Source organism: Streptomyces sp. NEAU-YJ-81, from assembly GCF_017592595.1.
GTDB classification, from domain to species: Bacteria; Actinomycetota; Actinomycetes; order Streptomycetales; family Streptomycetaceae; genus Streptomyces; species Streptomyces hygroscopicus_B.
In genome coordinates this window covers 174931-198805 of record NZ_JAGFNO010000023.1, presented here as the reverse complement: position 1 = coordinate 198805, position 23875 = coordinate 174931, and the positions used below count along the sequence as shown (strand labels likewise).

General features: G+C 71.8%; 17 protein-coding genes and 1 pseudogene. 13 read left to right on the top strand and 5 right to left on the bottom strand.

From position 1 onward, the window contains the following. Positions 1-434: 434 nt before the first annotated feature. Together J5X86_RS35940 and J5X86_RS35935 are read left to right on the top strand one after the other, a co-directional pair. A pseudogene (locus J5X86_RS35940) lies at positions 435-1451 on the top strand (PHB depolymerase family esterase); the annotation flags it as partial. A gap of 196 nt (positions 1452-1647) precedes the next feature. After that, complete coding sequence (locus tag J5X86_RS35935; RefSeq protein WP_208520854.1) at positions 1648-3093, top strand: tannase/feruloyl esterase family alpha/beta hydrolase; 1446 nt, start codon at positions 1648-1650, stop codon at positions 3091-3093. A 42-nt stretch (positions 3094-3135) separates the two neighbouring features. Here J5X86_RS35935 and J5X86_RS35930 read toward each other — a convergent pair whose 3' ends face one another. Continuing rightward, positions 3136-4293 carry an alkaline phosphatase PhoX gene (locus tag J5X86_RS35930; protein WP_208520853.1) on the bottom strand — a complete coding sequence of 386 codons (1158 nt, stop codon included), beginning with the start codon at positions 4291-4293 and terminating at the stop codon, positions 3136-3138. 345 nt (positions 4294-4638) lie between these two features. Here J5X86_RS35930 and J5X86_RS35925 point away from each other — a divergent pair, with 345 nt between their 5' ends. After that, positions 4639-6933, top strand: coding sequence for a glycoside hydrolase family 95-like protein (locus J5X86_RS35925; protein ID WP_374229322.1), 2295 nt, complete (start codon positions 4639-4641; stop codon positions 6931-6933). Between the two features lie 137 nt (positions 6934-7070). Here J5X86_RS35925 and J5X86_RS35920 read toward each other — a convergent pair whose 3' ends face one another. The 3 genes from J5X86_RS35920 to J5X86_RS35910 all read right to left on the bottom strand — a co-directional run bounded on the left by J5X86_RS35920 (position 7071) and on the right by J5X86_RS35910 (position 8675). Beyond that, the gene (locus J5X86_RS35920) at positions 7071-7223 is read right to left on the bottom strand and encodes a hypothetical protein (protein WP_014057504.1); all 153 of its coding nucleotides are present in this window, start codon (positions 7221-7223) and stop codon (positions 7071-7073) included. 221 nt (positions 7224-7444) lie between these two features. Next, on the bottom strand, positions 7445-8068 hold the full coding sequence (locus tag J5X86_RS35915; RefSeq protein ID WP_208520851.1) for a hypothetical protein: 624 nt from the start codon (positions 8066-8068) through the stop codon (positions 7445-7447). A 133-nt stretch (positions 8069-8201) separates the two neighbouring features. Further along, on the bottom strand, positions 8202-8675 hold the full coding sequence (locus J5X86_RS35910; protein ID WP_208520850.1) for a helix-turn-helix domain-containing protein: 474 nt from the start codon (positions 8673-8675) through the stop codon (positions 8202-8204). Between the two features lie 75 nt (positions 8676-8750). On the opposite strand from J5X86_RS35910, the gene J5X86_RS35905 reads away from it, so the two are divergent. From J5X86_RS35905 to J5X86_RS35860, 10 genes are all read left to right on the top strand, one after another. Next, positions 8751-9818 (top strand): GlxA family transcriptional regulator, encoded by a 1068-nt coding sequence (locus tag J5X86_RS35905; RefSeq protein WP_208520849.1) that lies wholly within the window; start codon positions 8751-8753, stop codon positions 9816-9818. Between the two features lie 402 nt (positions 9819-10220). Further along, entirely contained in the window at positions 10221-11228 is a 1008-nt protein-coding gene (locus J5X86_RS35900) for a TDT family transporter (protein WP_208520848.1), read from the top strand. Positions 11229-11376: 148 nt separating this feature from the next. Continuing rightward, positions 11377-12468 (top strand): LacI family DNA-binding transcriptional regulator, encoded by a 1092-nt coding sequence (locus J5X86_RS35895; RefSeq protein WP_208520847.1) that lies wholly within the window; start codon positions 11377-11379, stop codon positions 12466-12468. 61 nt (positions 12469-12529) lie between these two features. Continuing rightward, positions 12530-14128, top strand: a complete 1599-nt coding sequence (locus J5X86_RS35890) for an FAD-dependent oxidoreductase (protein ID WP_208520846.1) — start codon at positions 12530-12532, stop codon at positions 14126-14128. A gap of 75 nt (positions 14129-14203) precedes the next feature. Then, on the top strand, positions 14204-16336 hold the full coding sequence (locus J5X86_RS35885; protein WP_208520845.1) for a hydantoinase/oxoprolinase family protein: 2133 nt from the start codon (positions 14204-14206) through the stop codon (positions 16334-16336). Continuing rightward, positions 16333-16884 (top strand): hypothetical protein, encoded by a 552-nt coding sequence (locus tag J5X86_RS35880; protein ID WP_208520844.1) that lies wholly within the window; start codon positions 16333-16335, stop codon positions 16882-16884. The genes J5X86_RS35885 and J5X86_RS35880 overlap by 4 nt, the downstream gene beginning before the upstream one ends. A gap of 3 nt (positions 16885-16887) precedes the next feature. After that, the gene (locus tag J5X86_RS35875; protein WP_208520843.1) at positions 16888-18174 is read left to right on the top strand and encodes a TRAP transporter large permease subunit; all 1287 of its coding nucleotides are present in this window, start codon (positions 16888-16890) and stop codon (positions 18172-18174) included. 108 nt (positions 18175-18282) lie between these two features. Beyond that, the gene (locus tag J5X86_RS35870) at positions 18283-19287 is read left to right on the top strand and encodes a hypothetical protein (RefSeq protein WP_208520842.1); all 1005 of its coding nucleotides are present in this window, start codon (positions 18283-18285) and stop codon (positions 19285-19287) included. 68 nt (positions 19288-19355) lie between these two features. Further along, the gene (locus J5X86_RS35865; protein ID WP_208520841.1) at positions 19356-20324 is read left to right on the top strand and encodes an acetylxylan esterase; all 969 of its coding nucleotides are present in this window, start codon (positions 19356-19358) and stop codon (positions 20322-20324) included. 226 nt (positions 20325-20550) lie between these two features. Next, positions 20551-23682, top strand: a complete 3132-nt coding sequence (locus tag J5X86_RS35860; protein WP_208520840.1) for a discoidin domain-containing protein — start codon at positions 20551-20553, stop codon at positions 23680-23682. On the opposite strand, the gene J5X86_RS35855 is transcribed toward J5X86_RS35860, so the two are convergent. Further along, positions 23653-23829: a hypothetical protein gene (locus tag J5X86_RS35855; RefSeq protein ID WP_208520874.1), complete on the bottom strand. Its 177-nt coding sequence runs from the start codon at positions 23827-23829 to the stop codon at positions 23653-23655. The genes J5X86_RS35860 and J5X86_RS35855 overlap by 30 nt on opposite strands. Between the last annotated feature and the right edge of the window lie 46 nt (positions 23830-23875).

Below are 23875 nucleotides of genomic sequence, written 5' to 3'. Positions count from 1 at the left end.
AGTTGTCGTCGCGTCCACACCTGCGGACGACCCGGCTTGATGCCCCGCGGCAGCAGCGGCTCAAGCCGGGCCCACTGGCCGCTCGTCAGATCCCCACGTCCCACAAGACATGATCATCAACGAACAAGATCAACTTTCGCAACAGACCCTAGTCGGCTGGTCGATCGCCCCGGAAGGCAACTGATATCGATCAAGCGCATCGGCACCCGGGATACCAGACCTATCGAACAAACTGCCCGCTGCGTAGCAGATCGGTTGTCGACCGCGCAATCCGTGTGACGCCGACGGCGGCGAATTCGCTTGTGGTGCCCAGGTCCATGGTGACGGGTCACGGCCGACTCTACCGTTCCGGCCACGTCTGGTGCTTCCGGCGCACAGCGACGCGTCGGTGGCCACAGGAACACCGGGAGCGCATCAACCGAAGGAGCACTTCCATGCCAGTCCCCCCACGCCAGGCACTGCCACGGAGTCGATGGAGCCGTATCGCGGCCCGGCTCCTCCCCATCGCCGCCCTCGTGCTCGGAGCCGTTCTCACCGGGCCCGCGCCCGCCGCGAACGCCGCGGTCACCCTCACCAAGGTGGGCAACTTCGACTCCAATCCAGGCGCGTTGAACATGTACGTGTACAAGCCGGCGTCGCTGCCCGCGAACGCGCCCGTGGTCGTCGCGCTCCACGGGTGCACACAGAGCGCCCAGGTCTACGCCGACAACTCTGGGCTGCCCGAGCTCGCGGACCGCGACAAGTTCGTCCTGGTGCTCGCGGAGACCACCTCGTCGAACAACCTCACCAAGTGCTTCAACTGGTTCCAGGCCGGTGACAATCGGCGTGACCAGGGCGAGGCCCTGTCGATCCGGCAGATGGCCGACCACGCCGTCTCGGCATACGGCGGGGACTCCAAGCGGGTCTACATCACCGGACTGTCCGCCGGCGGTGCCATGACCTCGGTCATGCTCGCCACCTACCCCGATGTCTTCTCCGCCGGCGCGGTCGTCGCGGGCCTGCCCTACAACTGCACGAAGAACAACAGCCCTTACCAGTGCATGAACCCCGGGCTCGACCTCGGTCCGGGCGAGTGGGCCCAGCGGGTGCGCGAGGCGTACCCGTCGTACGAGGGACCGTGGCCGCGCACCGCCATCTGGTACGGCGACCGCGACACGACGGTCGTGCCGCGCAACGCCACCGAACTGCGCGATCAGTGGACGGCGTTGCACGGACTGTCCCAGACGCCCACCCGCACCTCCAGCATCGGCCCCAATGCCACCCAGCACGACGAGTACGTGACATCCGACGGCACGGTGGCCGTCGAGGTCAACAAGGTCCCCGGCATCAACCACGGCACGCCGGTCGACCCCGGCACCGGCGCTGAACAATGCGGCAGCACCGGCGCCCCGTACTTCCTGGACTCGATCTGCTCCAGCTACTGGATCACCAAGTTCTTCGGTCTCGGCGGCTAGGGGCACTGTCGCCGACAGCGGCTGCTCCCGCTCGCACACCCCGCGGCTGTCGTACTCGGCGAGGTGAAACGGCCCGTCATGGTGTCCGGCACCCCCGTCCGGGCCGCCGCCATGGCGGGCCCACACATGTCCCGTCTGGTGACCGTGCCTCTAGCCTCCGGCTCGTTCACCACTCGACTCGGAGGAGAATCGGATGTCTCCACCCCGCACAGCCTCCGCCCCACCCCGCGGACGGCCCGGACGGCGTGCCGCTCTCGGAGTACGGTCGCTCGTGGGCGCCTGTTCGCTCGCAGTCGCATCGGTCGCGGCGGTGCCCGCGGCCGGCGCGGAGGGGACACCGGGCGGCCGCTGCTCCGGATACGCCCTGCCGCACGTACCGGGTGCGGCCCGCCAACAGGCCGACTGCCTGGACGAGTTGACCACAGCCGGAACGGTGGCCTCGGGCCACACCGATCCGGCCGACTTCGCGGGACTCACCCCCAAGGACCTGCCCACACCGAGCGGCGTTCCCGGGATCCAGATCGACGGCTACTTCCCCGACACATCGGCCACCAACACCAACCACGGCTGGAACCACGACACGCAGTTCGTCATCCGGCTGCCCGACCACTGGAACGGCGGTCTGGTGGTATCCGGTACCCCGGCCAACCGCGAGCAGTACGCCAACGACCGCGCGATCTCCGACTGGGTGCTCTCCCGCGGCTACGCCTTCGCCGCCACCGACAAGGGCAACACCGGCCCCACCTTCTACCGCGACGGCCGCAGGCCCGCTGACGCCGTCGCCGAGTGGAACAAGCGCGTCACCCAGCTCACGCGCGCCGCCCGAGCCGTTGTCACTCAGCGGTACCACCGGCCTCCCGTCCGCACCCTCGCCACCGGTATGTCCAACGGCGGCTACCTGGTGCGCTGGCAGCTGGAGAACCACCCCGAGCTGTACGACGGGGGAGTGGACTGGGAGGGCACTCTGTGGCGCTCCGGCGGCCCCAACCTGCTCACCTTCCTGCCGCCCGCGCTGCGCGCATACCCGGCGTACGCCGCCGGCGGGGCCGGAGCCGAGGACGCCTGGAAGACCATGCGCAAGGCCGGCTACCCGGCGGGCTCGGAGTTTCTGTGGCCGTACCACCACAAGGTCTACTGGGACCTGACACAGCGCATCTACCGCGAGGAAGCCGACCCGGACTTCGACGGAGCGACCGAGGCGGGCACCCCCTACTGCGCCCCGGGCACCCCCGGCTGTGACGCCGACTACGACTACGCCACCCGGCCGCCCGCGGTCCACCGCGCTGTCGACCGCATCGCACTGACCGGACGCATCGGCAAACCGCTGATCACCCTGCACGGCACGCTCGACGCGCTGCTGCCCATCAGCAAGGACTCGGACGTCTACGCCCGTATGGTGCACCAGGCCGGCCGGGGAGCGCTGCTGCGCTACTACCGTATCGAGGACGGCACGCACGTCGACTCCCTCGTCGACGCCTACCCCGACAAGCTCCGCCCGATAGTCCCCTGCCACCGCTCCGCCTTCGCGGTACTGGAACAGTGGCTGACCGGAAAGGGCCGCCCCCCGGCGGACCACACCGTTCAGCGCCCGGCCGACGCGGATCCCGCGACACTGCTCACGAGCTGCCCCCTGGACTAGCGGAGTCGCCGGCGGAGCAGGCGCGGGTTCACCCGGGCCCCGTCAGTTGCGGAACGGCCCCGTCACCTCATAGGTGATACCGCCGGACGAGCTGCCGCTGGTGCCGCGCTGGCTGGAGAAGTACAGCCGCCTGCCGTCCGGCGAGAACGCCGGTCCGGTGATCTCCGAGCCCGACTGGCCATCGACGCGCAGGAACGGGGCCACCACGTCGTCCGGGGTGATGACACAGATCTCCATGTTCCCGCCGTCCTCGGCCACGAACAGATCGCCGGAGGAGGTCCCGGTCACGTTGTCCACACCGGTCAGCGGGGCCGTGCCGCCGGTCACCAGCGAATCGTCATAGGCCAGTTCGATCGTCTGGGCAGCCGCGTCGTACTGCCACACCCGGTTGTCGCCCTTGGTGGTGAACCAGCAGATGTCGTTCGCGTAGTAGCACCCTTCGCCACCGTTGAACCGCTTGGCCCCGGCCACCTGGTTGCGGGTGGCGGTGGCGCCGGTCGGATCCGGTACGGCCGCCCAGGTGACGGGGCCAGTGGTTCCGGAACCGGCGACCATGACCTCCAGCCTGCCGGAGGACAGGTCACCCCACGTCGCCGGCGTGAAACGGTAGAAGCAGCCGTCCGTGACGTCCTCGGTCAGGTAGAGGGTCCGGCGGACGGGATCGGCCGCCGCCGCCTCGTGCTTGAAGCGCCCCATCGCGTCGCGCCGCACCGCGGCCTTCACGCCCCATGGGTCGGTCTCGTACACGTAGCCGCGGTCGACCTCCTCACAGGACAGCCAGGTGTTCCACGGGGTCTTGCCTCCCGCGCAGTTCTGCCGGGTACCGGAGAGGACGCGGTAGGCGCCCGTGACCGTCCCGGTCGAGGAGAACGTCACCGCGCTCGCCCCGCCCGACGGGTTGATCTCCGAGTTGGAGACATAGATCCAGCCGCTGCCGTCGGCGTAACAGGCCCCGCCGTCCGGGGCGTCGTGCCAGGTGTACGAGGTGCCGGCGACCGTCTGCCGGGAACGGGCGATGACCCGGCTGGTGAACCCGGCGGGAAGCCGTACGCCGTTGGCGTCCGGCGAGCCGAGCGCCCCGTACGGGCCGGCGCCCGGCTGCGCCGGTGCGGCGTACGCGGCGCCGCGCCACAAGGTTCCGCCGAAAGCTGCCGAGGAGCCGCCGATGACGGTGGCACGCAGGAGGGTGCGACGTTTCACTCTCGCTCCAATGAGTGGCGTGACCATTCCACGCCGCCGGCCGACGGCGGGGTCCCACGGTCATGGACTCTAGACAGGCAGCCAGTAGCTGGAACTGACGGGATTTGGACAACATATGACGCGGACGTGGAGGGGTCTATACATCGGTTGGCTGATGCCCTTCATCACCTCGAAGTCGTTGGACGAGTCCAACTCACCTGCGGATATGGGGCCTTCTGAATTCTGATACGTCGGAGGTCTTCCCCTGGCGTTCATACGGCCTGCACCATGCCGAGTAGTTCACCACCACAGATGGGAGGCACATACGTGACCCCAACAACAGGGAACGGGATCTCTCGAAGAGGTGTGATCGGCTCGGCGGTGGCGCTCGGGGCCGCAGGCCCGCTGGGCGGATCCGGCACCGCCTGGGCCGCGCCCCGGGGGGCCGGCGAGGCGGGAAGCCTGTCCGAACGGCTGGCCAGAGCCGCCGCCCTGCGGTGGCGGCGGATGCCCGACGACTGGAAGGACGGTCCCTTCCTGGCCAACGGCCTGCTCGGGGTGAACGTCTACCGGGGCGCCACGGCCAACTCCGTGAAAGTGATGGTCAGCCACAATCAAGTACAGGACCAGCGACCCCAGTGGGCCGCCACATACGGCTACTCACGGCTGCCCATCGGACATTTCGACCTCACCCTCGCCGGCGAGGTGACCGGTGTCGACTGGACGCTCGACATCTGGGACGCCGAGCTGACCGGCACCATCACCACCACCCGGGGCAGCGTCCGCTTCTCGATGCTGGTCCACAACGCCCGTACCGCTCTGCTGATCTCCACCCGGCCGAGCGCGGGCGAGGAGAGCGCGGCCTGGTCGTTCACCTGGATGCCCGCCGCCTCGCCCCGGACGAAGGGCAAGCCCGCCGACTACACGGGCAACCCCGACCCCCGCACCGGCTCCACGGGCGACACCCACTACGTCGAACAGCCGCTGATCGCCGGCGGCGGCTGGGCCACCGCCTGGCGGGAACGGCGCGTGGGCACCGGCAGGCTGCTCGCCGCGCACATCGTCTACCGCTATCCCGACGACCTCGCGAAGACCACCGAACTCGCCGTGGCCGAGGTGGCGCGCACCCTGGCCGAGGACCCGGACGAGCTGGTGCGCGCGCACCGCGGCTGGTGGAACCGCTTCTACCAGCGCAGCCTGCTCTCCGTGCCCGACAAGCGGATTCAGGACTTCTACTGGATCCAGCTCTACAAGGCCGCCTGCGCCACCCGCGCCGGAGGACCCTCGATGTCCGAGTGGGGACCCTGGTACCCGGAGACCGGAGGGAGCTGGACCGCGGTCTGGTGGAACCTCAACGTCCAGATCGCCACCTGGCTCATCCAGGGCTCCAACCACCTCGAACTCGACTCCGTCACCTCCACCTTCAAGGAGTTCGAGAAGAATCTGCCGCTGTCCCTCCCGCCCGAGATCCCGAACGAGCAGATCTACGCCCTGTCCCACCCCTCCGACTGGACGCTGCGCCCCGGCGCCCACACCGTCGGCGTCCCCGGCACCTCCACCAAGACCGACAACAACGGCAACCTCTCCTGGGCCATGCACAACGTCTGGCTCAGCTACCGCCACACCATGGACATCCGCATCGTGCGCGACGTCCTCTACCCGATCCTCGTCAAAGCGGTGAACTACTACGACCACTTCCTCTACGAGGGCGGTGACGGCAAGCTGCACCTGCCGCTCACCCGGTCCCCGGAGTACGCGGACGCGGTGGACTGCACCTACGACCTCTCCCTGCTCCGCTGGGGCTGCGCCACGCTCCTGGACTGCCTGCGCATCCTCCGCACCGACAACCCGCGCGCCGGGCGCTGGCGGGAGATCCTGCGGCGTCTGGTCGACTACCCGCGCGACGCGACCGGCGTCACGATCGGCGCCGGCACACCACTGGCCGACTCCCACCGCCACTTCTCCCACATGCTGTGGCTGTACCCGCTGCACGAGCTCACCTGGGACCGGCCGGCCGACCGGCACATCATGCGGACCACCTTCGACCACTGGACCGAGGACCGCAGCCTCTGGGCGGGGTACAGCTACGCGGCGGCCTCCTCGATGGCGTCGCGGATGGGGCGGCCCGAGGACGCCCTCGACTTCCTCACCACCTTCACCGGGAACCTCTTCGACGAGTCCTACATGGACTGCTACATGACCGCGAACACCATGTACGCGGAGGACACCAACCTGGGCATCGAAAGCCCTCTGAGCACGGCCCAGTCGGTCCTCGACATGGGTATACAGAGCCATGGCGGCGTCGTTCGGGTCTTCCCCTCAGTGTCACGGCGCTGGCCGGACGTCTCGTTCCAGGCACTGCGCGCCCAGGGCGCGTTCCTCGTCGACGCGGACCGCTCCGGCGGCAGGACCCGGTGGGTGCGGGTGCACAGCGAGGCGGGCGCGCCACTGGTGCTGCAACACGGCATCGCCGGCGCCATCGACGTACGGGACGAGCGCGGCCGCCGGCTGCGGTACCGGGAGACCGGACCCGGCCGTATCGAGATCCCGCTCGGCCGGGACGGGACGGCCGTCATCGCCCCGCGCGGCGCCCACCCGGATCTGCGACCGCGTGACGTACCGGCCGTCGGCGACGCGAAGCCGTGGGGACTGCCGGACTGAACCGGGGTTCCCCTCCCAGCGGCCCGGGGCGACGCCTCACGCCCCGGGCCCGCTGACCCTCGTGCCCGGCCCGGACATGGCGGTCGTGCCCCGGCGCGCCCTTGTGGCCGGTGCGGTACAGCCTGCGCAGGGAGGTGTCAGGTGAGCAGCCACATGTAGGACGAGGTGAGGCCCGAGGCCAGCCAGAACGATCCGGAGGCGATCCCGATGATGATCAGTACCGCCAGCGTGCTGTCTATCTTTTCCACCCGCGGGGACGGACGCCGGGGCTCCAGGTCATGTGAACTCACCCGTCCACCATATATGGCAAGAAGTGGGTGTGTGTGGCAGCTTGTTGAGGACCCTGACAAGGCGAAGTGATCGGAGCCCGAATCGACCGGCGGCATCCCGGATCATCAGCCTCGTCCTCGAACCCGACAAACCCGCCGACGCCGGTACGGGTACCGGCGTCGGCGGGGAGGCCGCGAGCGAGACCCGAGCGGCTGCGCGATCGCGCGACCGGGCCGGAGTGCTAACCGAGGTTCCACCTGCCCACGCGCTCCTCGTCGAGCCCTGTCGCGTCCATCTGGTACGTCACGGCCGTGATCTTCGCGCCCTCCGGTACTTCGAAGATCACCCACCCGGCGGCCCGCTCGCCCGGCTGGAGGATCAGGGAGAGGTCCAGGGACTCGCCGACGGTGGGGGACCCGGGCTTGCCGAAGTACTTCTTCCCCGTCGAGTCGATGACCTTCGCCCCGTTGTACCCGGCGTCGTGGTAGGTGCCCGTGCCCGTGCCGACGATCGAGAACTCCGCCGCGACCAGGCGCTCCCCGGGGGGAGCCTTGAAGTAGGAGATCTCCGCCTGGGCGCGGTCCACGTACCTCTTCAACGTGAAGTCGGCCCGGACCGTGCCCGTGGTGTCCAGATTGCCGGCCAGTCCCTCCAGCGCGAGAGTGTCGCCGAGCTTGCCGACCGGCGGCCCCGCGCTGCTGGGCGCGGCATCCGGCGCCTGCTCCCCGCCGGGTTCGGCCGGGCCGCTGGGGCCGGTGTTCTTCGTGGGTCCGGCCTCGCCGTTGCCCCCGTCCGAACCGCCGCATGCCACAAGGGTGGCGGTGAGTGTGACGACCGCCGCGGCGGCCGCGATGGAACGGTGCATGGAATTCCCCCGTACATCCCGTTGAACCGGATCGGTTCGGCGACGACTGGAATCCTGGTACACAACGGCGTACGTGGAGTGCCGGTCGTGTAACCGAACGGCATCAAAGGGGCCCGGGGCGCCGGTGCGGCCGTCAGCCGGACCGTGGACGGTCTCCATCGGACCTGGAGTGGTCCGCCTCCTCCAGTACGGTCACCAGTCCGCCTCCCTCAAGGGGTTCGCCGCACGCGGCGCAGACGACCCGCGTCTCCACATCGGCGCCGCACGTGTGCAAGAACCGCGGTGCGGGCGGCGGGTCCTGCAGGTGCCGGATACCCCATTCCCGGAGCCCGATCAGCACCGGTTCCAGCGCCTGTCCCGCAGCCGTCAGGTGGTACTCGAAGCGGGGAGGGCGGTCCTGGTACCGGCGGCGCTCCAGGATCCCCGCGGCCTCCAGGGACCTCAGCCGCTTGGTGAGGACGTCCCGCGGTGCTCCGGTGTTGGCGCGGATGTCGGCGTAGCGCCGGACGCCCATGAACGCCTCGCGCAGCACCAGAAGCGACCAGCGCTCTCCTACGAGGTCGAGGGTCCCGGCGATGGGGCAGGCGCGTGGCTGGACATCGGTCATGCCGCGATCCTAGTCGGTTTGTTTTCCAAACTCACTACGTTTAGCATCGACGCTGTCCACGCGCGGAGGCCCTCGATGAACCACAAGCACGCCGGAACCGGCCCACTCCTCGTGACGATCTTCGTCTTTCCCGGGGTCCGGCTGCTGGATGTGACCGGTCCGATCGAGGTGTTCGCTTCGGCGAACGAATTCGGCGGCCGCTACCGGCTGAACATGGTGTCGGCCGACGGCAACGAGGTGACGACCTCGGCGGGCACCCGCCTCGGCGCCGATATGGCCGTCGAGGACGTGCACGAGACCAGCGATGTTCTGGTGATCCCAGGGGGTCCGGGCTGGGACAAGGCGATCATGGACGACGCGCTGCTGGACATCGTGCGCAGGCTCGACGCGCACTCTCGTCGCACGGCTTCCGTCTGCACCGGCACGTTCCTGCTGGCCGCCGCCGGCCTTCTGGACGGCCGCCGCGCCGCCACCCACTGGCGCCACGCACGGCAGCTCGCCCTGCGGTTCCCCACCGTCCACGTCAAGCCCGACGCGATCTTCGTCCAGGACGGCAGGATGATGACCTCGGCCGGCGTCAGCGCGGGCATCGACCTCTCACTGGCTCTCGTGGAAGAGCACTGGGGGGCCGAAGTGGCCCGCGCCGTGGCCAAGGACATGGTGGTCTTCATGCAACGGCCCGGCGGACAGTCCCAGTTCAGCGTTCGTGCCCGTGCTCCGCACACGCGCCAGGAGATGCTGCGCCGGGTGCTGGACGCCGTCTCGGAGGACCCCGGCGCCAACCACACACTGTCCGCCATGGCTCGCCGGGCCGGCGTCAGTCCCCGCCATGTGACCCGGCTCTTCTGCGACGAGGTGGGCACGACACCGGCCCGGTACGTGGAGCAGATCCGGCTGGAAGCGGCGCAGGCGATGCTGGAGACCGGCGACGATCCCATGGCTGTGATCGCCCGCCGCACCGGATTCGGCTCCCCCGAGTCGCTGCGCAGAGCGTTCGTACGGAATCTCAAGGTGACTCCGGGCGCGTTCCGGGCGCGGTTCCACACCACCGGAGTGGCGGACGCCGAGGCACCTGCGGTGCTGACCGGGCCGGCACTCGGAGCGGACACAGCCGGCGCCGTGACCGGCCCTCGGGGCGCGTGAGCTCAGGCGCTCCCAGCGGCGCGGGGATGTCACGGCCGGGTACGGGATCCCCCCCGCCGGGCGAGGGCCCTCCCCGGTGGGTCCCGATGTGAGGGTGTTGTGGCACGTGCTGGTATGCGGCAGGAACGAGGGGCCGCCATAGCCTCGTGAGGCCAACGGGTCGACGGACTTGGCCGCGACCCGGATCTGTCGGGCTCGGGCCACCCGGTCGGCCGGTTCACGACGGTGATCCCCAAGACGAGGAAAGAGGCGTTTCACGCCGTGACACCCCACCCCAGCAGTGCCCGAGCCGTCCCGACCGAGCGTGCGGGGGACCCAGGGCTCCCCGTCCTCGGGTCCCCCGCGCCCACGGCGAACGTAACAGACCGTCGGCTGCTCGGCCCCAGTTGGTTCGCGGCCGTCATGGGCACCGGCATTGTCGCCAACGCGGCGGTCACCCTGCCCCGGAGCTTCCCCGGACTGCGGGGCGCCGCCACGGTGGTCTGGTTGGGAGCCGGTCTGCTGCTCGTCGTCCTGACGGCCGGCTACGTACGGCAGCGGGCACTGCGGTCGCACGCCGCCGATCCGATGCACATGCAATTCTTCGGCGCGCCGGCCGTGGCGCTGCTCACGGTGGGCGCCGGGGCGCTGCAACTGGGCCCGCGGGTGATCGGGGCGCGGGCCGCACTGGACGTGGGCTGCGTGCTGTGGTCGCTCGGTACCGCACTCGGTCTTGCCACGGCCTGTGCGGTGCCGTATCTGATGGTCACCCGGCATCGCTTCGCACCGGACGCGGCGTTCGGTGGCTGGCTGATGCCGGTGGTGCCGCCATTGGTCTCCGCCACGACGGGCGCGCTGCTGGTCCCGCACATGCCTGCGGGGCAGCCGCGGCTGGCCCTGCTGCTGGGCTGTTACGCGATGTTCGGGCTCGGCCTGGTGGCGGCGCTCCTGGTGTTGGCCATGGTCTACAGCCGCCTGGTGCACCATGACGCGCCCACTGGTGCGATGGTGCCCACGGTGTGGATCGGCCTGGGGGCGCTGGGCCAGGTCGTGACCGGGCTGGGTGCGCTGGCCACGGCGGCGCCGGGCGCGCTGCCCGCGCCGTATGTGCGGGGCGCGGCAGTCGTCGCGCTGCTGGGCGGAGTCGCGGTCTGGGGCTTCGCCGTGCTGTGGCTGGTACTCGCCGCGGCGCTGACCCTACGGGAGTTCCGTGCGGGGCTGCCCTTCGCGCCCACCTGGTGGTCTTTCATCTTCCCGCTCGGCGCCTTCGTCACCGGTACCGGCGCCCTCGCCGCCCGTACCGGCTCGCCCCTGTTCACCTGGCCTGCCGTCGTCCTCTACGCGCTGCTCGTCGCCTCCTGGGCCGTGGTCGCCTGCCGCTCACTGGGCCACGCCGCCGCGCGCGTGGGCAGGCCGAAGAGCCGGGCGTAACCCGGTGCCGGTCGCGGTGCCGGTTGCGGTGCCGCTCAACGGAAAGCCGCCGCACAGGTCTTGACCTACTCCGCGCGCCACCCGCAGAGTGCTCGGTAATGCGCATAGGTAATGCGCATTACCACTCGGTGGGGAGAAGGAATCAAGCGTGGAGCAGTCGAGGAAGCGGGCGAAGCCGGGGCGGAATCCGGGCTCGGTCGGCCGTACGTCACGCCCGCGGCAGGCGGAGGTGGCCCAGCTCGCCGGAGTCTCGCAGGCCACGGTCTCGCTGGTGCTGTCGGCCCGCACGGACGGCAAGGCGGCGACGATCTCCGAGGAGACCCGGGAGCGCGTCCTCGACGCCGCCCGCAGCCTCGGCTACGTGCACGACCCGGCCGCGCGACGGCTGGCCGCCGCCCGCAACAACCTCCTCGGCGTCTTCAGCTTCACCGCGACGTTCCCGACGGACGTGCAGCACTCGTACTACCCCTTCCTCGTCGGCGTCGAGCAGGAGGCGGCCGCCCGCGGCTACGACCTGGTGCTCTTCACCGGGTCGAGCGCGGGCGGGCCGGACGCGCTGAGCCGGGTGCGGCTGGCCGACGGCTGCCTCTTCCTCGGCCGCCACGCGCCGGGCGCCGAGCTCAAGCGGCTCGTGGCCGACGGCTTCCCGGTGGTCCACCTGGGCCGCCGCGAGGAACTGGAGGGGCTGGCCTGGGTCGGCGCCGACTACGTCAGTGCCAGCCGCGCCGTCGTGGAGCATCTGGCGGCGCTGGGTCACCGGCGCATCGTCCTGGTGCGCGAGGACGACGACGCCCCGGCGTCCACGGACCGTCAGCGCGGCTTTCTGGAGGGGCTGGCGGCCGTCGGCGCCGACGCGGGCCCGGAGGCGGTGCTGCGCTGCGCCGACCCGGCGGGCGAGGTGACGGCGGAGCGGGTGCGCGCGCTGGTCGAGGACGGGGTGACGGCGTTCGTCGCGGAGGAGACGGACACCGGAGCGGCCTGGCGCGCGCTGGACGCCGCCGTCCGGGAGGCGGGGCTCGGCTGCCCCGGGGACGTCTCGCTCGGGCTGCTCGGCGGCCCGCCGCCGGACGTGGCCGCGGCACCCGTGCCCATGGGGTTCGACGTGCCCCGGCACCAGCTCGGCGCGGCCGCCGTCCGGCTCCTCGCTGCCCTCGTGGCCGGCGAGGAGACCCACGAACCGCTGGTGGCCTGCGCGTTCCGTACCGGCGAGACGGCGGGTCCGCCCGGCCGACGGCCATGACGCCCCCTGACGCACACCGCAGTTCGGACACCACAGTTCGGGCACGACCCCAAGGAGCAGCGTGATAGCGGAACCGGACATCCTGATCGTCGGTGGCGGCCTCGGCGGAGTCGCCGCCGCGCTCGGCGCCTGCCGGGCGGGCCGACGTGTGGTGATGACCGAGGAGACGGACTGGATCGGCGGTCAGCTCACCGCGCAGGCGGTGCCGCCGGACGAGCACCCCTGGGTGGAGCAGTTCGGTACGACGGCGTCGTACCGGGCACTGCGCGAGGGAATCCGCGCCTACTACCGGCAGTGGTACCCGCTGCGCGCCGAGGCGCTGGGGCTCGCGGAGCTGAACCCGGGAGCCGGCCGGGTCAGCAAGCTGTGCCATGAGCCGCGGGTGGCGCTCGCCGTCCTCGAGGGCATGCTCGCCCCGTACCGGGCCGCGGGCCTGCTGACCGTCCTGACCGAGCACCGCGCCGTGGCCGCCGAGACGGACGGCGACATGATCCGCGCGGTGACCGTGCGCGACCTGCGCTCCGGTGGACGGACCACGTTCACCGCCCGGTACGTCGTCGACGCCACGGAGACCGGCGAACTGCTCGACCTCGCCGGTGTGGAGCACGCCAACGGGGCCGAGGCACAGGACGAGTTCGGCGAGCCGCACGCCCCCGCCGAAGCGCGGCCCGAGAACCAGCAGGGCATCACCGTGTGCTTCGCGCTCTCGCACCACGAGGGCGAGGACCACACCGTGGAGCGGCCCGAGGACTACGACTTCTGGCGTTCCTACCGGCCCGGCTTCTGGCCGGGTCCGCTGCTCGGATTCGAGGCGCCCGACCCGCGCACCCTGGAGTCCGTGCCCCGCACCTTCGTGCCCAACCCGGACCTCGACCCGCTCGCGGTCAGCGCCGACCAGAGCGCCGACGCCGGGGACAAGGAGCTGTGGGGATTCCGCCGGATCCTCGCCCGCGGACTGCACCGGCCGGGCGCCTTCGGCTCGGACATCACCCTCGTCAACTGGCCGCTCAACGACTACTGGCTCAAGCCTTACATCGGCCAGGAGGCCGAAGCCCTGCACGAGGCGCGCCAGTTGTCGCTGTCGGTGCTGTACTGGCTGCAGACGGAGGCACCGCGGGCGGACGGCGGTACCGGCTTCCCGGGGCTGCGCATCCGCCCGGACGTCACCGGCACCGCGGACGGTCTGGCCAAGGCGGCCTACGTACGCGAGTCGCGGCGCATCAAGGCGGTGACCACCGTCGTCGAACAGGACGTCGCGATCGACGTGGTCGGTCCCCATGGCAGGACCCGCTACCGCGACTCGGTCGGGGTGGGCGGCTACCGCATCGACCTGCACCCCTCCACGGGCGGCGATACGTACATCGACGTCGGTTCCGTGCCGTTCGAGATCCCGCTCGGCGCGCTGGTGCCGCGCCGGGTGCGGAACCTGCTGCCCGCCGGCAAGAACATCGGCACCACCCACATCACCAACGGCTGCTACCGGCTGCACCCGGTCGAGTGGAACGTCGGCGAGGTCGCGGGCGCGCTCGCCGCGCACTGCCTGGACGAGGGCGTGGAGCCCCACCAGGTGCAGGCTGAGGACAAGCGGTTCGAGGAGTTCGGCCGCCTCCTGGACCGGGCGGGTGTGCAGCGCCGCTGGCCCGACGTCCGCGGTTACTGACCCCGTCCGACAGCTCTTCCGGCCCCCCGTCCCGTACCACGCGAAGCACGTCAACACACAAGGAGGTGCCCCGCCATGACTCCAGACCGCCGCATCCGCGTCGGCATCGACGTGGGTGGCACGTTCACCGATGCCGTGGCGGTCGACGCCGCCGCGCTCACGCTGGTGGGCCAGGTGAAGGTGCCCACCAGCCACCATCACGAGGACGGTGTCGCCCATGGCATCGTCGAGGCGCTCGAACAGCTCCTGGCGAAGGTCGACCGGACGGCCGGGGACGTCGTGTTCCTGGCGCACGGCACGACCCAGGCCACCAACGCCCTGCTGGAGGGCGATGTGGCCACGGTCGGGCTGATCGGGATCGGCGGCGGGCCCGGCGCGGTGATCACCCGGCGGCTCGCCGCCTTCGGCAAGCTCGAACTCACCCCCGGCAAGCGCCTTCCGCTGGTGTACGCGCATGTGGCCGATCCGTCCGCGCAGGCCGAGGTGCGCGCGGCCGTGGAGCGGGTGCGCGCCGAGGGGGCCGAGGTCCTCGTCGCCACGGAGCCGTTCGGGGTGGACCGGCCCGAGGGCGAGCAGGCCGTGCTCGACGTGGCGCGGCCCACGGGGCTGCCGCTGGCCGCGGCCCACGAGATCACCTCGATGTACGGGCTGCACAAGCGGACCCGGACGGCGGTGGTGAACGCCGCGATCCTGCCGCGGATGCTGGCGACGGCCGATCTGGTGGACGCGTCCATCACGAAGGCCGGGGTGACCGCGCCGCTGATGGTGATGCGCTGCGACGGCGGCGTGATGTCGCTGGACGAGATGCGCCGGCGTCCGCTGCTGACGATCCTGTCGGGCCCGGCGGCAGGCGTCGCCGGGGCGCTGATGCAGGAGCGGGTCAGCGAGGGCGTGTTCCTGGAGACGGGCGGCACCTCGACCGACATCAGCGTGGTGCGGCGGGGGAAGGTGGCGGTGCGCCACGCGACGATCCTCGGCAAGACCTCCTATCTGAGCGCCCTCGACGTCCGCACGGTCGGGGTCGGCGGCGGTTCCATGGTGCGGGTCTCCCGCGGGCAGGTGGCCGGCGTCGGGCCGCGCAGCGCGCACATCGCGGGCCTGCCCTACGCCTGCTTCGCCTCGCTCGAGCAACTGCGGGACGCCCGGGTGGCGATGGTGCGGCCGATGGCCGGTGACCCGGACGACTACGTGGTCCTCGACGCGGCGGGCGGCCGGTTCGCGGTGACCATGACGTGTGCGGCGAACGCGCTCGGACGGGTCGGGGAGGAGGACTTCGCACGCAGCGACCAGGAGGTCGCGCGGGCCGCCCTCGCCCCGCTGGCCGCCACGCTCGGCACGGATGTGGCCGGTGCGGCGCGGTCGGTGCTCGACGCGGGGACGGAGCAGGTCAGGTCGGTGGTGGACGCCATGATCCGCGACTACCGCCTGGACCGCGACACCGCCCTCCTCGTGGGCGGCGGCGGGGGAGCGGCGGCGGTGACCCCGCATCTGGCCGCCTCCGCCGGGCTCGAAGGGCGCATCGCCCGCCACAGCGAGGTCATCAGCCCCATCGGGGTGGCGCTGGCGCTGGTGCGCGAGCAGGTCGAGCGCATCGTGCCCGGCGCCACCCAGGAACAGATCCTCGCGGTACGCGCCGAGGCCGAGCGGGCCGTCGTCGCCCAGGGCGCCGCCGCCGACGGCGTCGAGGTGGAGGTGACCGTCGACCCGCAGACCAACACCGTGCGGGCGGTCGCGACGGGCGCCACCGAGCTGCGCACCCAGGACCGAGCACATCGCGCCGATGCCGACGAGCGGCTGCGCGCCGCCGCCACCAGCCTCAAGACACCCGAGACCCGTGTGCGGACGCTGGCGGGGACGGACGCGTACACGGTCTACGGCACCGAGGTGCGGCGCCGGTTGCGGGCGGACCGCCATCCGGTGCGGGTGGTGGACGCGGACGGTGTGGTGCGGCTCGGCGCGGCGGACGCGCGGGTGGAGACCATGACCGTGGAGGGCTCCGGCGAGGCGCTCGCCGCACTGGTCCGCGACGCGACCTCCTACGGTGACGGAGGCGTACGGGCCCCGGCCGTACGGCTCCTGGTGGGCGGCCGGATCGCGGACCTCTCCGGTGTCCTGGAGCCCGAGGCGCTGCTCGCCCTGGCCCGCGCCGAACTGCGTCCGCGCGGCGCCGGGGAGCCGGTCGTCGCCGTCGTGGAGTCGCGGACATGAGCGGTGACCTTGACGTGGACCTCGCGGTACGCCTGCTCGGCGGGACACCCACGCACGAGAACCGCGACCCCGTGCTGCTGCGCCACTGGGCGGTGGCGGCGACGGAGTTCGGCCGCCGGATGACCCCGCGGGCCGAGACCGTGCGGGTCGTCGAGCGGGACGGCGGGCTGGCCGCGGGGCTGCTGGCCCGCTACCGGTCCCGGCCGCCGGTGGTCGAGGTGTACACCGACACCGTCGAGCGCGCCGAGCGGCTGGTCGCCGAGCGCGGCTGGCGCCACTGGTTCCCGGAAGGGTCGGTGCGCGCCGCCGCCCTCGCCCACGAGCAGGCGCACGCCTGGCTCCACCACACCGCGGTGCGCGCCGAGTTCAAGCGGGCGCTGGGCCACACCGCACTGCGGTTCGGACGGCGCCGCCTGTACGCGTACGTCGCGGGCGCGGACGAGGTCGCCGCGCACGCCTACGCCCACGCCGCCTGCGGCCTGGGCCGCAGCCCTCTGCTGCTCACGGAGGCGCTGGCCGCCGCCGTGTCCTGGGAAAGCGAGAACTGATCGATGGGTGTCGTCATTCTGCTCGTCATGGCGGCGGGAGTCGCCGCCATGCTCACCCGCAAGCTGCCCACGGCCTTCGCCCTGGTGCTGCTCGCCGTGGTGATCGCGTTCTTGGCGGACGCGCCGCTCACCGGCAAGGGCAGCGTGCTCGACACGGTGCTCCAGGAGGGGGCGCCCGCGCTCGCCGCCACGATGATCGCGATCCTGCTCGGCTCGTGGCTCGGCAAGCTCCTGGAGGAGACCGGTATCGCGGGCACCCTGGTCCGTAAGATCGTCGAATTCGGCGGCGACCGGCCGGTGTTCGTGGCGCTCGGTGTGCTCGCCGTGTCCGCGGTGGTCGGCACCGTGACCGGATCGGCGCCCGCGGCGATGCTCGCCGGTCTGATCGGCATCCCCGCGATGATCGCGGTCGGCATCCCCAAGGTGACCGCGGCGGGCACGGTCCTCATGGGGATCGCCGTGGGCGTGCCCTTCGAACTGCCGGTGTGGCAGTTCTTCTCCACCGCCCTGGACCTGCCCGTCGACACAGTGCGCGGCTTCATGGTGAAGCTGTTCCCGTTCGCGCTGGTGGCCGCCGTCGCCTACGTCCTCGTGGAGTCCCGGCGCCGCGGTGTCGAGCACACCTGGTCCCTGAAGTCGGCGCAGGCCCGGCCCTCGCGCGCCGACCGCCGCCGGCGGCTCGGCGACGCCCCCTGGTACGCCCTGCTCACCCCGGCGGTCCCGCTCACCCTCGCCCTCGGCCTGGACGTGGCCATCATCCCCTCGCTCCTCGGCGGAGTGCTGTACGCGCTGGTGACGACGACCCGGCCGCGGGAGATGAACCGCCGCCTGCTGCGCACCCTCTACGGCGGATTCGAGGTGGCCGCCCCGCCCATCACCCTCTTCGTGGCGATCGGCATCCTGCTCGCCGCGGTCAAGCTGCCCGGCGCCGTCGATGCCCTGCAGCCCCTCGTCAAGTCCGTCAGCCCGCAGAACACCGTCCTGTTCATCCTCGTCTTCACCCTGCTGGTGCCGCTGTGCCTGTTCCGCGGCCCCCTGAACGTCTTCGGCCTCGGCGCCGGCATCGCGGGCGTCCTCGTCGCCACCGGCATCTACCCGGCCGTCGCCGTCCTCGGCATGACCGCCTCGTACAACCAGGTCTTCGGCGTGTCCGACCCGACCAGCACCCAGACCGTGTGGAGCGCCCAGTACGCGGGCGTCTCCCCGCACCAGGTGATGCTGCGCACCCTGCCGTACGTGTGGGCCGTGGCCTTCGGCGGCCTGTGCGTCACCGCCTTCACCGAGCTGTGACCGAAGCCGGCCCGCCCCACGCCTCGACCGACCCGCGCGGCCACCCCACCCCGTAGCCACCGAACCCCCGGCCATCGAACCCGCAGTATCCGACCCAAGGAGCCGATCATGCCCGAGCCGCAATCCGGCCTCGACCGCCGTATGTTCCTGCGCGCCACCGCCGTGTCCGGCGCGGCGCTCACCGTCGGCGGGCTGGCCACGCCGTCCGCCTCGGCCGCGCCCGGAGGATTCCCGAACTACACCTACGTCCGCACGCTGCTCACCCCGTCGAAGCTGAAGTACAACCCGACGGGCGAGATCATCTTCCCCACGATCCGCGGGGTCTACGACAAGCTGGCCAACCCCCTGGGCCGGTACTACCTCTACTACGCGCCGCACGACGCGCCGGGCGGCATCTGCCTGGCCTACGGGAACTCCCTGGAGGGCCCGTTCACCGAGTACCCGTCGAACCCGATCGTGTCCAACAGATGGGACCCGCACTACTCGGTCAGCCACGTCTCCTCGCCGCATGTGCTGTGGAAGGAGGACGTCAAGGAGTTCTGGCTGTACTTCCACGGCGAGAACACCACCACCCGCCTCGCCCGCTCGAAGGACGGGATCCACTTCACCTACGACAAGGTGGTCCTGAGCACGTCCATGATGCCCGCCGGCACCACCGAGACGTCCTACGCCCGGGTGTTCCAGTACGACCTGCCCTCCCGCGGCGCCCACTACGTCATGCTGTTCATGACCAACAACACCACCGACCACCGGGACATCGGCTGGGGCTGGTCCGCGGACGGCCGCAACTGGACCTTCGCCCAGACGCCGCTGGTGCGCCACTCGGACGTCGGCGCGGTCAACGTCGGCGGTCCGCACCTGCTGACCCGCGGCGGCTCCGCGTTCGTCGTCTACAACAAGGACAAGGCCAGCGGCGGAGACCTCATGATCACTGAAGTGGGGGCGGACTTCTCGCTCCGCAAGCACCTCGGCGTCTTCTACAACTCCCGCTCATCGGCGCCCGAGAACGGCCGGGCCGCCGCCCCCTCCTTCGGCACCGACGGCGGCGTCCCGTACATGATCTACGAAGCGGGCGAACGCCTCGCCGGATCCATCGCCATGGCCCGCGGATAGACACGGTCCCCGCCGGAACCGGGTACGCACCGCACGACCATCCGCCCTCCTGAGGAAGACAGTCCCGCATGGCGCTCTTCGACCTTCCACGCGAACAGTTGCACCGCTACCGCAGCGCCTCCGCCGAACCGGACGACTTCGACGCGTTCTGGTCCGCCACACTGACGGAGGCCCGGCAGCACGACCTCGACGCCCGCTTCGAGCCCGTCGACACGGGCCTTGTCACCGTGCGGGTGTACGACGCCACGTTCGCCGGCTTCGGCGGCCACCCGGTGAAGGGCTGGCTGACGCTGCCCGCGCAGGTCGCCGAGCCGGTGCCCCTCGTCGTGGAGTTCGTGGGATACGGAGGCGGGCGGGGACTGCCCCACGAGCACCTGCTCTGGGCGTCCACCGGCCGGGCGCACTTCGTGATGGACACCCGCGGCCAGGGCAGCGGCTGGGGCGGCGGGGGAGGCACTGCGGACCCGGTGGGCGCCGCCCCCGCCTATCCGGGATTCATGACCCGCGGGATCGACGCGCCCGAGAACTACTACTACCGGCGGGTGTTCACGGATGCCGTGCGGGCGGTGGAGGCCGCCCGCACGCATCCGCTCACCGATGCCTCCCGTACGGCGGTCATCGGGGAGAGCCAGGGCGGAGGGATCTCCATCGCGGTGGGAGGGCTGGTCCCCGACCTGCTGGCGGTCGCCCCGGACGTGCCGTTCCTGTGCGACTTCCCGCGCGCTATCACCCTGACGGACTCGGCCCCGTACCGGGAGATCGGGCTGTTCCTGCGCACGCATCGCGGTCGCACCGAGGAAGCGCTCCGTACCCTCTCCTACTTCGACGGCGTCCACTTCGCCGCTCGCGGCCGGGCCCCCGCGCTCTTCTCCACCGCCCTCGAGGACCAGACGTGCCCGCCCTCCACCGTGTTCGCGGCCTTCAACGCCTGGGCCCACGAGGAGAAGTCCATCGAGGTGTACGACTTCAACGGCCATGAGGGCGGCGGGCCGTACCAGGCGGCGGCGAAGCTGAGGTGGCTCGGGCCCCGGATGTGACACGGGCGGCGGCCCGGACCGCCGCACGACCCCCGAAACGGCTGGTGGGCGGCCCTGCCCCACCGGTCGATGAGCCCTGCCCGGAAACACCCCGGCCGCACGGACGGCCCCCGCGAAAACCGGTGAACGGCTGACGTCACACCCGTTGACGCGCGGACCGGGACCGCCGAAGAATGTGCGGCACCCCTGCTCTGACAACGTTGTCCAGCCTGTGAGGTATCGCCCCGTGTCGTATCAAACCCTGCCCTTCGACCGCCGCCGCTTCCTGCACCTCGCCGGTCTCACGGGCGCGCTGGCCGCCCTGCCCCCGCTCACCTCAGCCGCGAGCGCCCACGCGGAGCACGGCCGCACGGATCCGCCGCCCGACACCGTCGCGGCCACCTACCTGCGGGTCCTCCTGGACCACACCCGGTGGTCCGAGACGCAGTGGGACCAGGCCCAGGGCCACTACCGGGCCAAGGACTTCGGGTTCGCCGTGGTCCTCGGCAACGCGGTCCTGCTCACCCACGGCACCTACGACGCGGCGCGCGCGGGCACCGACCGGGAGACCCTCGAGCGGCGCACGCTCGCCACCATCCGTCACTTCGCCGCGTCGAACCGGCTCACCGGCGGCGACGAGTGGGGCCGCACGCTCTTCTTCGACACCACCTTCCAGTCGTACTTCGTCCTCGCCGCCCGGCTGCTGTGGAAGGACCTCGACACCGAGACACAGCAGAACGTCGAGACCATCGTCCGCGAACAGGCCGCCTACACCGTGTCGTTGGGCAGCGGCGACGACCCGGCCTCGGGCGACTGGACGCCGAACGGCCTGAGTGGCGGACACGTCGGCGACACCAAGCTGGAAGAGATGGGCCTGTACGCGCAGACTCTCGCACCGGCGCTCGCGTGGGCCCACGACGACCGCCGCGCGGCCGACTGGGCCACCTGGTACGGCGTCTGGTCGCGCAACGAGGCGGGGCTGCCGCCCGCCGACCTCGCCAACCCCGCCCGCGTGGACGGCGTCGCCGTCTCCGAGAACACCGCCCGCAACCTGTACGACACCTTCATCGTCGAGAACCACGGCTCCTTCGGCCCGCACTACCAAGAGGAGCTGTGGCGCACCTCCGGCCGCAACGCCGCGCACTTCCTGGCCGCCGGACGCCCCCTCCCGCAGGTCCTCGCCCGGCAGCCGAACGCCCAGCCGCTGTGGCGCACCCTGCTGGGCGTCATGAGCGACGCGGGCGAACCGCTGATGCCGATGGTCAATGACCGCGAGCACCTCTACGGCAGGGACGTCATCCCGCTCGCCTTCCTTTCCCAGGTGATGCGCGACCGGGCCGCGGCGCGCGCGGAGCGGGAGCTGGCGTCGCGGCTGGAGGCGTACCAGCAGTACCCGCCCGAGCACCGGTTGGCGAAGTTCTCGGGGGAGCCGAAGTACGAGCCGGAGGCACGCGCCGAGATCGCGATCAGCTACCTGCTGCATGTGTGGGCGGCGGCGTCCGGGCGGCCCGTGGAGGCGCTCTCGCGCGAGGAACTGTTCGCGCGGGCCTGCGGTGTCACGGACTTCGGGACCGGCCCCGGACTGGTGTCGCACCAGTCGCGCACCGCGTGGGCCGGTGCCGTGACGAAGCCCGGGTTCGTGAAGTTCGCCTGGCAGCCGGGGCACGACGACTGGCTGTTCCGGCTCAGCGGCGCCACCCCGATGTTCCTGCCCGCCACCGACGCGCGGGTCCAGGGCCGTACCGTGCGCGTATACGAGTCCCTGCGCGACGGCTTCGACGGCAGCGCGACGCTCCTGCGCCTCGACGGTGGCTGGGCCGGATTCGCGACGCTCCCGACGGGCGCCGTCGTCTACGCGAGCAGCGGCACCGCCGACGCGGAGGGCCACCTCGAGGTGCACAACCTGACGATGCCCGGCATGCCGGGGCTCGACGGCGCGCGCACCTACCGCTTCGAGGAGGGCGAGGCGACCGTCCGCGCCCGCGACGCCTCCACCGGCACACCCGCCGGACGGGTCGACGACCTCGGCTTCACCCCCACGACGGTGCGCCACGTCCGCATGCTCGGCGTGCGGCCCGACCCGGCCTACGGGTACTCCCTGTACGCCTTCGAGGTACGCGACGGAGCCCAGGGCGCGGACCTCGCGCGCGGCGGGTCCGCCACCGCCTCGTCGGCCGACGCCGGGAAGGGCGCGCCGCTCGCGGTCGACGGCGACGCGGCCACCCGCTGGGCGGTGTCGAGGGCCGACCGTCCGCGCGCCGACAGCTGGCTGGCCGTCGACCTCGGCGCCGAGCGCCGGGTCGACCGGGTCACCCTGCGCTGGGAATCGGCGGCCGGACGCGCCTACCGCATCCAGGGCTCCACGGACGGCCGGGAGTGGAAGGACCTGGCGACCGGGCCGAGGCCGGCGGTGAGCAGCCGCGGTGGCTGGCTGGACGTCGAGGGACGCGCCGGGCTCGTGGTGCGGGACGGCCGGAACCCGATCGGCGTCTACGACGACAAGATCGTCCTCGGCGACGGCCCGGCGGCACCTCTCCTTGTCGAGGGCTTCCCCGGCACGTCGGCCGGGAAGCTGCGCGAGATTGCCCGGGGGACCGCACCCACGGCGGAGCACACCGAGGTGCGCACGACGCTGACGGACGGCCACCTGACCCTGTTCAACCTCTCCGGCGAGTCCGTCAGGACGCGGATCACGATCCCGCGCACCGGCACCGACACGGTGGTCTTCGAGGGCACGCAGCGGCTGACCGCCGACGGCACGTCCTTCGAGGCCGCGCTGCCCGCCGCCACGGCGGTCGTGCTGCCTCCGCGCTTCACGCTCACCCCCCTCACGAGCCGACGCCTCCCGTCGGGGCTGCGGGTCCAGGTCGTCGACGGCGCGACCGTGCGCCTGTCCGGGGCCTCCTGCACCCTGCGCGTCCGGGCCCAGGGGCGCAGCCAGGTCGCCGTCGTCAGAGCGGGCCGGACGATCACCGTCGTCCTGGCCGGCGCGGCCGCCCATCCGCACGACGACCTGGCCCTTGGCAGGACCATCTTCCCCACGAGCCCGCTGCCGGAGGGCATGTCCGACCCCGCGGCGGCGGTGGACGGCGACACCCACACGGCGTGGACGCCGGGCACGCGCGGCCGCATGGTCGTGGACCTCGGCGCGGCCCGCCCGGTCCGCCTGGTGGAGACCGAGTGGACGGCGGGCGGGGCGCCGGGCGCGAAGATCGCCTTCAGTACGGACGGCATCACCTACCGGGACGCCGGGACCCTCACCGGCCGGGGCCGCGTGCGCCGGCTGACCGCCTCCACGACGGCCCGCTACGTCAGCCTCGAGGTCGACGGGGCGGCGCCTGCGGCGGTCTCACGCCTGCGACGCCTGACGGTGCGCTGACCGCTCCGTGCCCGCCGGCAGCTCGACGGTGCGCGGGTGGCGGGCGGTGAGGTTCATCGAGGAGAACGCGCCGTCGTGGATGCGCAGATCGAGCCGGTCGCGGTGGAGGACGGCGCCGCTCCGGCGCCCCGGAATATCCGGGTTCATTGGATGCGCACGGCACCTGTCGTCATTCGTTGGCGAGCTCAAGCGT

What these genes read in the sequence shown, in the direction of transcription:
- J5X86_RS35855 (WP_208520874.1), bottom strand. Translation starts at nt 23,829, where the DNA reads ATGAACCCGGATATTCCGGGGCGCCGGAGCGGCGCCGTCCTCCACCGC.
- J5X86_RS35880 (WP_208520844.1), top strand. Translation starts at nt 16,333, where the DNA reads ATGAGCGGTGACCTTGACGTGGACCTCGCGGTACGCCTGCTCGGCGGG.
- J5X86_RS35865 (WP_208520841.1), top strand. Translation starts at nt 19,356, where the DNA reads ATGGCGCTCTTCGACCTTCCACGCGAACAGTTGCACCGCTACCGCAGC.
- J5X86_RS35905 (WP_208520849.1), top strand. Translation starts at nt 8,751, where the DNA reads ATGAACCACAAGCACGCCGGAACCGGCCCACTCCTCGTGACGATCTTC.
- J5X86_RS35875 (WP_208520843.1), top strand. Translation starts at nt 16,888, where the DNA reads ATGGGTGTCGTCATTCTGCTCGTCATGGCGGCGGGAGTCGCCGCCATG.
- J5X86_RS35910 (WP_208520850.1), bottom strand. Translation starts at nt 8,675, where the DNA reads ATGACCGATGTCCAGCCACGCGCCTGCCCCATCGCCGGGACCCTCGAC.
- J5X86_RS35935 (WP_208520854.1), top strand. Translation starts at nt 1,648, where the DNA reads ATGTCTCCACCCCGCACAGCCTCCGCCCCACCCCGCGGACGGCCCGGA.
- J5X86_RS35885 (WP_208520845.1), top strand. Translation starts at nt 14,204, where the DNA reads ATGACTCCAGACCGCCGCATCCGCGTCGGCATCGACGTGGGTGGCACG.
- J5X86_RS35900 (WP_208520848.1), top strand. Translation starts at nt 10,221, where the DNA reads ATGGGCACCGGCATTGTCGCCAACGCGGCGGTCACCCTGCCCCGGAGC.
- J5X86_RS35870 (WP_208520842.1), top strand. Translation starts at nt 18,283, where the DNA reads ATGCCCGAGCCGCAATCCGGCCTCGACCGCCGTATGTTCCTGCGCGCC.
- J5X86_RS35915 (WP_208520851.1), bottom strand. Translation starts at nt 8,068, where the DNA reads ATGCACCGTTCCATCGCGGCCGCCGCGGCGGTCGTCACACTCACCGCC.